At 32.8% G+C, this 13,238-nt stretch carries 12 protein-coding genes; 1 reads left to right on the top strand and 11 read right to left on the bottom strand.

The features are described 5' to 3' along the window. Positions 1–1,285 (top strand): S8 family peptidase (locus tag AC1DJR_RS11105; protein WP_477002619.1); only part of this gene is annotated, 1,285 nt, incomplete at its 5' end. A gap of 10 nt (positions 1,286–1,295) precedes the next feature. Here AC1DJR_RS11105 and AC1DJR_RS11100 read toward each other — a convergent pair. The 11 genes from AC1DJR_RS11100 to AC1DJR_RS11050 form a co-directional block, all read right to left on the bottom strand. Continuing rightward, the gene (locus AC1DJR_RS11100; RefSeq protein ID WP_002128187.1) at positions 1,296–2,750 is read right to left on the bottom strand and encodes a sensor histidine kinase; all 1,455 of its coding nucleotides are present in this window, start codon (positions 2,748–2,750) and stop codon (positions 1,296–1,298) included. Next, complete coding sequence (locus tag AC1DJR_RS11095) at positions 2,750–3,430, bottom strand: response regulator transcription factor (RefSeq protein WP_477002618.1); 681 nt, start codon at positions 3,428–3,430, stop codon at positions 2,750–2,752. The genes AC1DJR_RS11100 and AC1DJR_RS11095 overlap by 1 nt, the downstream gene beginning before the upstream one ends. A 64-nt stretch (positions 3,431–3,494) precedes the next feature. Further along, a complete protein-coding gene (locus AC1DJR_RS11090) occupies positions 3,495–4,445 on the bottom strand; it encodes an ABC transporter permease family protein (protein ID WP_477002617.1) in 951 nt (316 codons plus the stop codon). Between the two features lie 503 nt (positions 4,446–4,948). Continuing rightward, the gene (locus AC1DJR_RS11085) at positions 4,949–5,728 is read right to left on the bottom strand and encodes an ABC transporter ATP-binding protein (protein ID WP_002128192.1); all 780 of its coding nucleotides are present in this window, start codon (positions 5,726–5,728) and stop codon (positions 4,949–4,951) included. 25 nt (positions 5,729–5,753) lie between these two features. Continuing rightward, the gene (locus tag AC1DJR_RS11080; protein WP_131245454.1) at positions 5,754–6,512 is read right to left on the bottom strand and encodes an ABC transporter permease; all 759 of its coding nucleotides are present in this window, start codon (positions 6,510–6,512) and stop codon (positions 5,754–5,756) included. Positions 6,513–6,531: 19 nt separating this feature from the next. Beyond that, a complete protein-coding gene (locus tag AC1DJR_RS11075) occupies positions 6,532–7,362 on the bottom strand; it encodes an ABC transporter permease (RefSeq protein ID WP_477002616.1) in 831 nt (276 codons plus the stop codon). Continuing rightward, entirely contained in the window at positions 7,359–8,093 is a 735-nt protein-coding gene (locus tag AC1DJR_RS11070; RefSeq protein WP_001058380.1) for an ABC transporter ATP-binding protein, read from the bottom strand. The genes AC1DJR_RS11075 and AC1DJR_RS11070 overlap by 4 nt, the downstream gene beginning before the upstream one ends. Positions 8,094–8,208: 115 nt before the next feature. Further along, positions 8,209–8,817: a flavoprotein gene (locus AC1DJR_RS11065; RefSeq protein WP_131245453.1), complete on the bottom strand. Its 609-nt coding sequence runs from the start codon at positions 8,815–8,817 to the stop codon at positions 8,209–8,211. Positions 8,818–8,842: 25 nt separating this feature from the next. Continuing rightward, complete coding sequence (locus AC1DJR_RS11060) at positions 8,843–10,198, bottom strand: lanthionine synthetase C family protein (protein WP_002167992.1); 1,356 nt, start codon at positions 10,196–10,198, stop codon at positions 8,843–8,845. A 17-nt stretch (positions 10,199–10,215) separates the two neighbouring features. Beyond that, entirely contained in the window at positions 10,216–12,099 is a 1,884-nt protein-coding gene (locus AC1DJR_RS11055) for an ABC transporter ATP-binding protein (RefSeq protein ID WP_131245451.1), read from the bottom strand. Beyond that, positions 12,071–13,238 (bottom strand): thiopeptide-type bacteriocin biosynthesis protein (locus AC1DJR_RS11050; protein WP_477002615.1); only part of this gene is annotated, 1,168 nt, incomplete at its 5' end. The genes AC1DJR_RS11050 and AC1DJR_RS11055, both read right to left, overlap by 29 nt.

The following is a 13,238-nucleotide window of genomic DNA, read 5'->3' as shown; positions in this document are numbered from 1 at the left end:
AGGCATCACTGAGATAAAAAAGGAGAATGGAGAAATTACTTATACTGTCCCGGAGATAGGACTCATTCAATTCAAAGGAGATACACAAATTTCTAAAAATCAATCTCCCTTATTTGAATCAGTTAATCCTTCTTTGCAAGTCGAAAAACCAGAGGTTCCTCATTCCATAAAAATGCCTAATTTATCAACTCTTTCAACAAAAACATTAGATACAAACCTACCTCCCTTATGGGATATGCAATGGGACATGAAGGAAATTACTCATAATGGAGAAAGTTATAAAAAAGAAACTGGCTCTCATAATGTGGTTGTTGGAATTATTGATTCGGGAGTCGATGTGGATCATCCTGACTTAGTAAAAAACCTTATTCCTGGATCTAAAAACTTCGTTCCAAAGGGAGGATTGAGAGGTACTGAACCTGAAGAGACAGGTGATATTAATAATATAAATGATATCAATGGACATGGAACTCTCGTTTCAGGATCTATTGCTGCAAATGGGGAATTAAAAGGCGTTGCTCCTGATACGGGAATCAGAGCATATCGTGTATTTGGAAATAAATCAGCTGATGCAGCCTGGGTCATTAATGCCATCATCGAAGCAGCTAAGGATGATGTAGATGTTATCAACCTTAGTCTTGGTTCCTATTATGTAAATGGAAAAGTCTATGAAAATGGAAAACTTGTAGACAATGGATGGGCAGAAGTAGAAGGTTACAAACGTGCTATAGAATATGCCAATCAGCACGGTAGTGTAGTAGTAGCTTCTGCAGGAAATGATTCTGTAAACGTGGCTAATAAACAGGAGCTAAATAACTTTCTTAAACAAAAATATGAAAAAGAGGGGAAAATATTTACTGGTGTAGGAATAGAAGCACCTGGGGAATTACCAGGTGTAGTAACAGTATCATCAACCGGTCCAACCGGACAACGTTCTGTATTCTCTAATTACGGAGAAGGGGTCATTGACATATCAGCTCCAGGAGGAGATTATCGTTTATGGCAACAATATGGCGAAGAGGTATGGTGGAATACTGGTCTTTTCCGACAAGAGGAAGTACTGACAACTTTTAATACTGGAAGATACTTATTTGCCGCTGGTACATCAATGGCAGTTCCGAAAGTATCCGCTACACTAGCTCTAATTATCAATCACTATAATTTTAAAAATCAACCGAAAAGATCAATTTCACACCTTTACAAAAACGGAATAAAGAAAGATATAGCACCTGATAGAGCCTCTTGGGGGAACGGACAGCTGGACGTATATAATGCTATTAAATAATGAAAAGGAACTATGACAATTCATAGTTCCTTTTTTCGTTACTAAAAAGAGAATGTATCGTGAATGAAATGCATGCCCCTTGAATCTCATTATTTTCAGCATGAATTTCTCCACCGTGTTTTTTAACCAATTTTTCCACGATATACAAACCAAGTCCATGATGTAGTTGATTTGACCTTGAAAGGTCACCTTGGTAGAATTTACTAAATAAAAACGGAATATCTTTTGTATTAAATCCAACTCCAGAATCCGAGATAGAAAAAGACATAACGTCTTTTTTCACCTCCACTTGCACATCAATTCTTCCTTTTTTTGGAGTGAAACGAATGCTATTAGAAATAATATTCGTAAGAATTTGATGCAAACGATTCGGATCAAGTGCAAACTTAAGATTTTTTTCTTCTGATTTAATAAGTAAAGTATAGGTTAATTGTATATCTTCATTTTCTGCCAATTCCTTAAACTCTTCAAGCATTTCTGGAATCATTTCAGCTGGAGCTATATTGCAAATCATAAGAGTGAAATCAGGGTTGTCCACTTCAGAGACTCTCCTCATTTCTTCTGTTAAATGCAATACTCTTTCTGTATTATTCTTAATTGTTTGCAAGTAGTGATGAATCCGTTTTTGATTATTTGGCATGGGTTCCATTAATACTTCTACATGAGACAAAATAATAGTTAACGGTGTTCGCAAATCATGTGCAATGGAAGCAACCATATCCCGACGTTCCTGTTCTAATTTCCATTGAACATACAATGAATTTTTTAATTCTTCCTTCATACTATTGAAAGAATCAATTAATATACCTATTTCATTTTCACTTTCATATTTTATTTCAAAGTCTAAATCCTTGTTTTTAATTTTTTGTGAGGCCATTATTACTTCTTTGATAGGTTTATTCAACTGTTTTCCTAAACGCTTAGCTAATAAATAAGAATAAAGCGTTAAAAATATAAAAGGAACAAGAAAAGCAATAATAAATACATATTCTATGTAATAATCAATAGATGCAGCTAATATGTATCGTACAGCAAGCACACCAACTAGTTTACCATTACTTATAATTGGAATGTATTTTGTAATTAGTTTACCATTTTGAGTAGATGTATTTATTTTATGATACACTTCTTTATCATTTTTCAATAATTCATCGCTCAATGTACCATATAATCTATTTCCATTCGTATTCATAACTTGATAAGTAATTCCTTGCATTGGAATCACTTTCTCTAGTTTTTTTTGATAGGATAAATCTACTATTTTATCCCCATTCATTTCTACAAATTTTTCAATGCTGGGCACTTGTTTTTCATAATGGTTGGCAGGTAAAACAGATTTTTCATTATAAATAAAAAGAAAAGAGTATATTAAAATTAACGTACAAACCGTACTGACAATACTTAAAAATATTACAGCTGCAAATGTTAGAATAAATTGGTTTTTCAACGATAATTTTTTTAACATTAACATTTCTCCAACTTATAGCCAACTCCCCATACGGTTTTAATATGGTAAGTTGACATACCTAAACTTAACTTAGCTCTTAAGTTATTAATATGTACTATTATTGTATTGAGATCCCCAACTGCATCCAGCCCCCAAATTTTTTCATAAATTTGTTCCTTAGAAAAGATTTGTCCTAGATTTACCGTTAAAAGCTCTAATATTTTAAACTCTTTACTCGTTACATCTATTTTTACTCCATCAATGAAAACATCATGCTGTGAATAGTTAATGGTCAAGTTTCCTAAGAAACGTTGATTTTGCAAGTTTACACGTTCTCTTTTCTCACGCCTCAAGTGGGYCTCAACACGTGCAATTAGCTCCTTAACTTGGAATGGTTTTGTAATATAGTCATCTCCACCTAAAGTAAAGCCTTTTACTTTATCTATTTCTGAATGTTTAGCACTCAAAAATAGAATCGGGCATTTTATTTGTTCACGAACGACCTTACAAAATTCAAAACCGTCCATTTTAGGCATCATAATATCTAAAATGACTAAATCAACTTGTGTTTTTAAATGATCTAGCGCTTGTTCTCCATTGTAGGCCTTGAGAACTTTATAATCACGATCAGAGAATATATCAGAGAGTACATCTACAATTTCTGACTCATCATCTACAACAAGAATCGTTCCATTCATAAAAAAAACACTCCTTTCTAGTTTAGATTAAAAATCTTATTATTTTGTAAAATATATTTTCTTTTTAATTAATATTCTTTTCATGAACAACTTTTTTATAGTAATAGTGGTTTGAAATGAAGAAAAATATTAATTGTAAGACTAAGAAAATAAAAAATATTAATATTATTGAGTAAATTTTAATTCCTCCCAATATATTTTGCAAGGCATAGATTGCTATAAATAGATTTACCCCCCCCAGAATAATTGGTACAAAGAAAATTATAGCAATTTGAACCCTTAATGTTTTTTTTATTTCATTGAAATTCAAACCGATTTTTCTTAAAGAGTGAAATATTTTTCTATCATTAGATATATCTTCATATAACTTAAACCAAAGCAGACTGGATAAAGCAATTACCAAGATAAAACCGATAAATAATGCTATTATCCATAAAACTGAAGTTAATTGAACTGTATTTTCATAATGTAGAAGACGAACACTGGACTGTTCCTTTATCTCTAAAGGGAGTGTCTCAAATAATTTTTTTAGTGCACTATAACCCTTATTATTTTCCTTGAAATCTAATGTGTAAAATGAAACATGTTGAGTAGGTAATGATCCCTTCTCTAATTCATTAAAAGTATCTGCTGGTACAAAAGCTACATTATCTATCCGAGATACCGAGTTAATCGCCTGTTTTCCGACCATATTTTTTACTATCAATTCTGTATTACCGTTATTTGTTTGGATATGCAACTTATCGATATTCTCATTTTTTTTACTAAATAACAGGTTATCTTTTTTTGTTTCTGTCCAGTCCTTTATAAAGAATGAATCTGTTTGTAGTATAAAGGTTTTACCTTCTCCTTTTGATGAATTCAGTAATATACCTTCCCATTTTTTCTTATGAAATCCCTCAACTTCTCCTTTGAAGTTTTTCTCTAAAGCAGATTCTAGTGTATTCTCTTGTTTTTTATCAACAATAAATATAGCTGGCTGTGGGTGGCTATTTCGCATTCTTTGATCATTCAACTCTGAATATAAATATATGGAGCTGATTAATATCATTATCATTGATAAGAGTATTGAAACAAGGAAGATAATTTTAGCATTATAATAAAGTTTTTTCCTTAGACTTATAAATATTAGCATTCGAATGCCATTTAAATGCTTTTTTTCTTTATTGATTAAATAGGATACAGTTCCTACTAATCCGTGCGAACAAAAAAGGTACGTTCCTAATAATAAAAGAGCAGCTACAGGTAGAAAAGAGAATAATAGTACGGGTAAAGATGCATTAAGGATAAAAGCATAAGAAATAACCAAAATTAACAGGGAAATAATGAATTTCTTCTTTGAAAACCTAGGTAAATCCTTTGGTTAGCAAGATGATGAATTCACACGCAATTAACAGTTGCTCTATTCCAGAAACTTTTGGATATGAAAGAAATGCTGCGTACATATAAAAAATTGTAACTGATAAAATACAACTTACAAGATACACTATATACAGTGAAAGATTGCGAGTTATATTTTTAAGTGCGAGTGAAAATATTGACATCATTCTCCCCCACTTCTTTAGAGATATAGAGTAGTATACGTTGATTGAAACTGAATTGCTTTTCTTCATGGGAACGTTGCATCTCATGAACAATCTTGCCATCTTTCAAAAATATGACCCTGTTGCAAAAACTAGCAGCTACAGAGTCGTGAGTTACCATTAAGATTGTTGATTTATGTGTTTCATTCAATGTTTTTAGTATATTCAATACATCATAAGCAGATTTTGAATCTAGATTTCCCGTCGGTTCATCAGCAAATAACAGATAAGGATCGTTAATTAACGAACGAATAATAGCAGCTCTTTGCTGTTGTCCCCCAGAGATTTCATAGGGATACTTTGGCAAAAGCGGTTCAATATTTAGTTCATTCACTAATGTTTCGAGTTTATCCCTAACACCCTTTTTGCTCCCCATTCTTAAAGCTGCGGGTAGAAGAATATTTTCTTCAATTGTTAAGTGATCTAACAAATTGTAATTTTGAAAAATAAAACCAATATTTTCGCGACGATAATTGCTTAATTGATCACTATTCATATTAGTTAAATTCTGTCCCTTAATTGTAATTTCTCCATTTGAAGGAAAATCAAGAGAGGAAAGCACATTTAAAAGTGTAGACTTTCCACTCCCTGAAGGTCCCATAATCCCTACAAAATCTCCTTCATGAACAGTTAAGTTGACATTATTTAAAACTGGATATTCTTGGAAATTAGTTTTATAAACTTTCTCAATTCCTTTGGCTTCTAACATAATCATGGTAAACCTCCCTTCTATCCTTTTATTAACATGTAAATTCTTTTTTATTCCAAATGCTTATACAAACGCTAACACTAATAATCATGATACCTAGAATCAGGACGTATAAAGTGTTACTTCCTGTGCTGAGAGCATGGAAGATACTTTGAACGGATAATAAAAAGAACGATAACTGACTTATGTACAAGCAGCCGATGTAAATTCCAATCAGAAGGAAAAAGCTAATAACTGCATTTGAAATTATGATACTTATTAAACTAGCAATAGCTAAACCACACATTTGAATAATAAAAAACAATCCATATACTTGTACCGTATAGAATATTGCTTCTATAGAGGTCTTTTGTTGACCGTAGAAAGTAAAAGCATCATCTGCTTTAAAAAACACCAACCCAAGTACTATGCCAATAAAAAGAACAACAAATAAGTAGAGTAATACCATTACAGAAAGAGAAAACCATTTTGACATAAGAAAGGTTAATCGTTGAAAAGGCCTAATTAAAAATAGACGATATGCTCCTGAGTTGTATTCTACATTTAAGCTATTCAAGAAACATACAGGCATGAAAATCAAAGTAATTAAGAAAGAAGATTCCTTTAATAAAAACCATGAAAAATTCCAAGAATTTAGTGGCACTTGTTGCCCATCATTATAAATCCCAACCCCATAGTACTTCAAAAACCAGGCTTGAAGAAAAACAATAACAGTAAAAATCCCCAACATCCATTTACTTTTTTTCTGATTCCATAGTCGTTCCCATTCACTTATAACTAATGCTTTCAATTGAACTCCCTCCTAGTTTTCAAATAAAATAATCTCTTTTCACAAATGACAAGTATGCGAACATTCCAAATAGGAAAATATAAATCGCTTCCACTATAACAATGTAAATGTYTATACTATTACTTGATGAAAGTAGAAATGCTATACCTGTATGCTGAATTTTAACGATTGACATGTACATAAGATGTAGTACAGTATTAGCGCTAATTATCGTTTGGCTAGAGAATTCTAAAATCTGTGGAATTGCAATAGCAAAGAAAATAAAGGCCACCCCTGATCCAAGAGTGATCATCGTACTTCTACTTAACGCCCCTATTAATGTAAATACAGAAACAATACAAATCATAGTAATGAAACATGCAAAGAAATACTTTAAGTTATATAGTATCGCCCCTGCAATAGAAACCTTGGTTTCATCTATAAATGTTATTAATGTATCTACTTTTGGAAAGAATAAATAGCCTGCTATGGAATTAAAAATCCAAAACAAAGTTAAATATAGGAACATGGTAGTTAATATAGTAGCAAGCTTAGCTACAAAAAGTTGTGAGGTAGAAAATGGACGAATCAAAATCATTCTTAATTGTCCATTTTCTACTTCATGCGCTATAACAGTAGAAATCAGTATTATAGCGATAATATTAAACGAAACCACAAGATGCTCAGAAATACTTATTATAGGAAAATTTAAAGCAGTAACGTAATCTGGTCTTCCAGGAGAAGTATGTTGATTCCAGTTTAGATAATATTTAACTGACGCAACTACCATTAAAGGTAAGAAAAACAAGATTATCCAAGTTATTTTTTGCGTCCAAAGCCTTTCAAATTCAGAAATAAAAAGCCCCCTCATGATGTCATCATCTCCACAAACACATCTTCCAACCTTTTTGTTGGATCAGTAATTAACTCTTCTTTCCTTCCTTGGGTGATAAGCTTTCCATTTCTAATTATGACAAGGCGGTCACACATTTGCTGAATTTCATCTAGTAAATGGCTTGAAATAAAAAAGGTTAAATTTTTCTTTTCACGAAGTTCAAGAATTAATTCCCTTAGCTCTCTCATGCCCATAGGATCCAGACCATTGGCTGGCTCATCTAATAAAATAACATCTGGATCACCTAGAAGAGCTTGTGCAATCCCGAGTCGCTGTCTCATTCCTAATGAATAATTTTTAATTTTCACATCTGCATCGTCAGTTAACCTTACAATAGATAGTATTGCTTCTACTTGTTCTAATTGTTCTTTTCGAGAAAGAGCAGGGTATAATCTCGCTAAATTTTGTAGCATTTTTCTACCCGTCATATATGGGAAGAATATTGGTGATTCGATTATTGCGCCCATATTCATCAAAGCCTGTTGTCTATTTTGATTTACATCTTGACCACTTATTTTTATGACTCCTTTTGTCGGGCGAATTAATCCTGTAAACATACGCATAACAGTTGTTTTTCCTGCCCCATTCGGCCCCAGAAAACCACAAATATCTCCTTTATATATTTTAGTTGAAAAATCATTTACTATTGTCTTGCCACCTACAGTTTTTGTTAAGTGATTTGCTTCTAAAACTATTTCATTATTCATATAAAATCCCTCCTTATGGACTAATATAGAAGACAAATATTAAAAAAAAATAAAGAAAAGAAAAAAAATAAAGAAAAGAATAAAGAAAAGAAAAAAACTCACAAAAATGTGAGTTTTAGTGCATTTCAACCGTTTCATGTACAGTTACTGACTTTCTTTTCTCAAATTCCTTAAAGAGTATATGCAATACTTCTTGATTATTAGGTAAAACATAGTTCGGTTTCAAAGACATAGTCGCAATTTCAAAAGCTGTTGTTTTCAAAGGCGGAATCACTATATGATCATATTCTTTTAAAAGTTTAACATTATTCTGAACTACTTTTTTCTCCCACATTAATTTGTTCATATTAGGAAAAAAGAGAACTGGTTTATCATGAGCAAGAATGACTGTACTTAATAAATCATCAGCTAAACCATGAGCTACTTTTGAAATAGTATTTCCTGTAGCTGGTAATACCATTAGTAAGTCTGCCCATCTAGCCAATTCCACATGACCTGGTTTACCACTTAGGGTAAGTTCCTCATCGATAAATACCTCATTACAATATAATTTCACGGTTTCTGCAGGGATAAGTTTTATTGCACTTTTTGTCATGATAACCTTTACTTCACTAAAATTCGCTTTCAATATAGCTAAATATTGAAAAATTCCAGCTACTGCAATAGAGCCGCTTACTCCTACTAATATTTTCTTAGAACTAAGCAATTGATTCATTTGGTTCATACTGTAACATCCTCTCAATTCTTGATTAGGAAATTAGAAATACTCCGTCCCACCATGGTTCCTCTACTGCGCTTAGACTTAATAAGGTTAAAAGTACACCACTTACACCTTCCAATAGTCCTACCTTGTTTAGCTCGTTTGAAGTCTGCTCATTGGATTGTAAGTCTTTAAAGCCAAATGGTGCTTGAGGATCATATGCATCCATTACATAATCTATTAATTTTGTAATGGATTGCATCGATATTTCCCCATCTTCATCTTTTGCCATCCTAATAGACATTTGTAATAATCCCGCTCTTCCATGACAAAATGTTGGAGAAGATAAATCCCATTCTTCCTCACTTTGCAAAAGTGTATCTTGATAAGAACTTAATGCAATTTTCATGGCCTTCTGATCCTTCAAGGATCTCCCAGCCAGATAGAGAGCTCTTGCTACTCCTGGATTTCCATAGCACCAGCCTTTTCGCTTCGGATACACGTGGTATGATTGGTCATTGACCACTTCTTTAAAACTAAGCCTCGCAGGCCACGAACCTTCATCTTGCCATTTTATTAGCCAATCTATCATTTTACGAATCGCTTGCTTTTGTCCAGGAACTTCAATTCCTTGTTCGATAGCCAACGCCATCAAGGAAAGTGGGCCAGGCATTCCATGAGCATGGCCGCAATTGAAATTCCCATCCGGAAATAGTATCTTATCTGTTTCCAAAAACTGATTGGTGTACGGTACGTACCAACCAGGTAGAACTTCTCCATTCACCTCAATGTCATTAGACATATTAATAAAACAATTGAGAATTTGTTTGAGTGCTTCCAAATTTGATTCAAGTTGAATATTTTGCAGCAAATAACGCCCTACTCCAGTAGCACCTTGGATTGTATCGTACATAAATGGATGAACACCACATTCTTCTTTCCCGTAGTTCAATACAAGATGTAACTGCGAAAGTACAAATTCATTTAACTTCTGCAAAAATATATGATATCTTTCATAGTTACGCGAAGCATATGATGTCGCATACGCAATACCAGAAACACCGCCAAACATAGAAATACTATTCACACCTTGTTTTTCTATTGCCTTTTGTATTTCTACCAAGTGACTATGTGCAATAAGATCCCATCCCTCTTTTGGAAACTGTCGATCTAATTCTGCAAATAACATTATAGTACCTGGATAACCATGGGATAAAGTAATGGGGTCCCATGGATGAAGTGTTCCTCCATTTGGTATATTATCAGGCTCCATAACAATTTTTTCTACATACATCGGATCCTTTAATTGCTCTGCTATATCACGAACTAACTTTAATGCTTTATTTCTTTTTTCAATACTAATTCCCTGTAACCAAAATGACTTTTTTTCTGTAGTTAATTGCATAGTTTTCTCCTCTCTAATTAAACATTCACTTGAATTTTGGAATAATCTATAAAATTTTTAGCTTGTAACTCAAATAGTCTTGCGTATATTCCTTTTATCTTTAATAGTTCATTATGAGTACCTAGTTCCACGACTCTACCTTTATCGAGGACCATAATTTTTGTAGCATGCCTTACAGTTGAATACCGATGGGATATAAAGAGCCCCATACAATTTTTTGTAATTTCTTTAAAATCTCTAAAAACCTCTTCTTCTGCTTCTGGATCTAATGCGGCAGTAGGTTCATCTAGAATATATAGGCTCGCATCCCTCATGTATGCTCTTGAAATGGCGATTCTTTGCCATTGCCCTCCAGATAACTGAATTCCGTTCGCAAAAGTTTTCCCAAGTTGTGTATCCATTTGGTTAGGCAAACTATTAATCATCTTTAATGCTCCAGATTTTTTAGCTGCAGCTTGTATAGCCATTACTTGATCGGCTTTTTTATAGTCACCATAGCCAATATTATCTTTAACATCTAGTTCATATCTAACAAAGTCTTGGAAAATAGCACTAATCTTATCCTGCCATTCGTTTGTACTGTATTGATGAATGGGTTTTCCATCTAATAGAATAATCCCTTCAAAGTCCGTATAAAGTTTTGTAATTAACTTTACAATCGTAGATTTACCCGAACCATTAGATCCGACAAGAGCCAATGTTTCACCTGGTTTTATGTGAAAATTCACTTTTTTTAATGTATACTCTTTTTGACCAGGATACTTAAAAGAGACATTTATAAATCGAATACCTTTTTCCTCAAAAGAGATGCTATCTAAATAAGTATTGTCTCCATTATTTGAAACATCCCTTTCTTCAGGAACGTCCAAAAATGAGAATAGTTGAGTCATATAAAGATTGTTTTGGTGCATATTAAAAATCATATACATTAATTCATTAGATGTTTTTTGTGTAGTATTTACAGCTTGAAAATAAGCGATAAGACTTCCAATAGCAATAATCCCTGTTACAGCATCCATAACCACCATAAACTGCACAAACATTACAAAAGCCACGCTGATTAATTGAAAAAATAGGTCAATCCTCATCTTTTTTAAAAGCAGACGTCTATCTTGCAGATAAAATCGATTGAACATATTTGAATAATTTTTTAGAAGTAAATTGCCCAATCCAAATAATTTCACTTCTTTTACTGTGATGTCTGTCGTTAGCAAATAGTAGTAGTAAAATTGTTTTCTTGTTTCTTCAGCACGCTTATGACTAATTAAAAAAATTTCTTTTCCAATTTTCATGATTGACCAGGAAGAGATTAGTGGTAATAGAATTAAAATCAGGGTAAACTGCCAGTTCCAAATCATTAAGATACCGGAAATAGAAATCACAGTTATTCCACTTTTTATAATCCCCATAAGTTCTTCAAAAATAGCAAATGGTTTATATGTGGAATCTTGGCGCGCCCGTTGAAGTTTGTTGTAAATTTCTGGGTTCTCGAAACTGGAATAAGGTAATCTTTTTGCTTTTTCTATTAATTTTACATTGATTTTATTAGAAAGAAGATTTCGGTAAAGCTGTTTATATGTTTCCAAAACTGATCCTGTAACACCCGTTAAAATTGTAACTAGTGCAAAGGCTATAAAAAACGGTAAAACATGAGTAAAATAATCACCCTTGTACCCATTCTGGTAGATGTTTTGTACTGTATTAACAAGGTATTGGATTGTCAAAATCAATGCTGCAGGTAATAATCCATTTAAAAAATTTAAGGTAAGCACACAGAAGAAATATCCTCTGTGCGTTTCCCATAAAAGTTTAAATAAACCAGGCCAATAATGAAAAGACTTTAAAATATTTGAAAATGATAGTTTCTCATCTTCAGGTGTGTGATTGAGTATCTGTTTCATTCTGATTCCTCCAATATCGCTGGCTTGATAAGATATGCCGCGTAAAGGCAAGTGCTTTTTTTTCTAGTTCCCGATTAGCTCCCAATAGTCGATTACAATGCATATGAATAATTGCTCCCATAATTGTTTGTTGTTTATTCCAGAGCTTGTCTTCATTTTTATATTGTTGAATACTGGAAACATATTCTTTTAATGATTCTCTCCGAACTAATAGACTTTTATAAATCTCTAGTCCAATTGATGAATTGTAATTACGTAAATTATTCCAATCACCTTCAGGATTTCCAATGTTACTTAATAATTTTCTCATTGTTCTAAATTCATCCATGAATTCATATTTATCTGTATTTCTTTCAATAGTTTCCAATTGTTGTTCATAAGTTAAACCAAAATTCTCCATAATTTCAATTATGTTTAAGGATGCCAGTGCATGTACTGGCAGTTCAGCTTGTTGTCCGATCACATTAAGAAGCATTGTTACTGACCTACTATCGTAATGGAAGAAATTCTCGGCCAATTCTATCAGATACGGACCACCATATCGCTCTACTTCTCGTTCATACGTATCAATCGTCATTTTGTGAATAAATCCAGAGTTCATTAAATTATTTGCCCAATCCCTTAAATGAGTAAGAACAGATGCATTCAACTTCTTGGGATCTCCATAAAATCGCAAACGAATATGAGCATCTGGATCACGATATCGCATGAAGAACCATGATTGAGCCAAACCATTTTGTACAATATTATTAGCAAATGATGTCATATATTTTGAAATAAATTCATTCTCTCTTGCTTGTGGAACATAGAGCTTAACATATAGCCATTCACTTCCGGGCAAACGATAAATCATTTTCTCACTAACCATCTCTTTTTTTCCGTCTTCAACAGCTCCTAAACTCTTCCTTTTAGCGACATCGTTCATTTTTTTCAACGGAAATACAACTTCCATTGCATGACTACCCAGCGGGCTGCTAAGGCAATTTTTATTGATGTCATGTAATGATTCTCTCAACTGTAATCTACCCTGCTTAAAAAGTTCATTCTTTAATTCTCGAAGATGAAGAATATTTTCAAGATCAATTAAAATCCTATTGTCACTATATGTCATAAATACATAGCGTGGAACAGCCCAGCCC

The organism is Bacillus sp. 05T31, from assembly GCF_056396725.1.
Note: the sequence above shows the minus strand (reverse complement) of the source record. Positions and strands in the feature narration are given on the sequence as shown.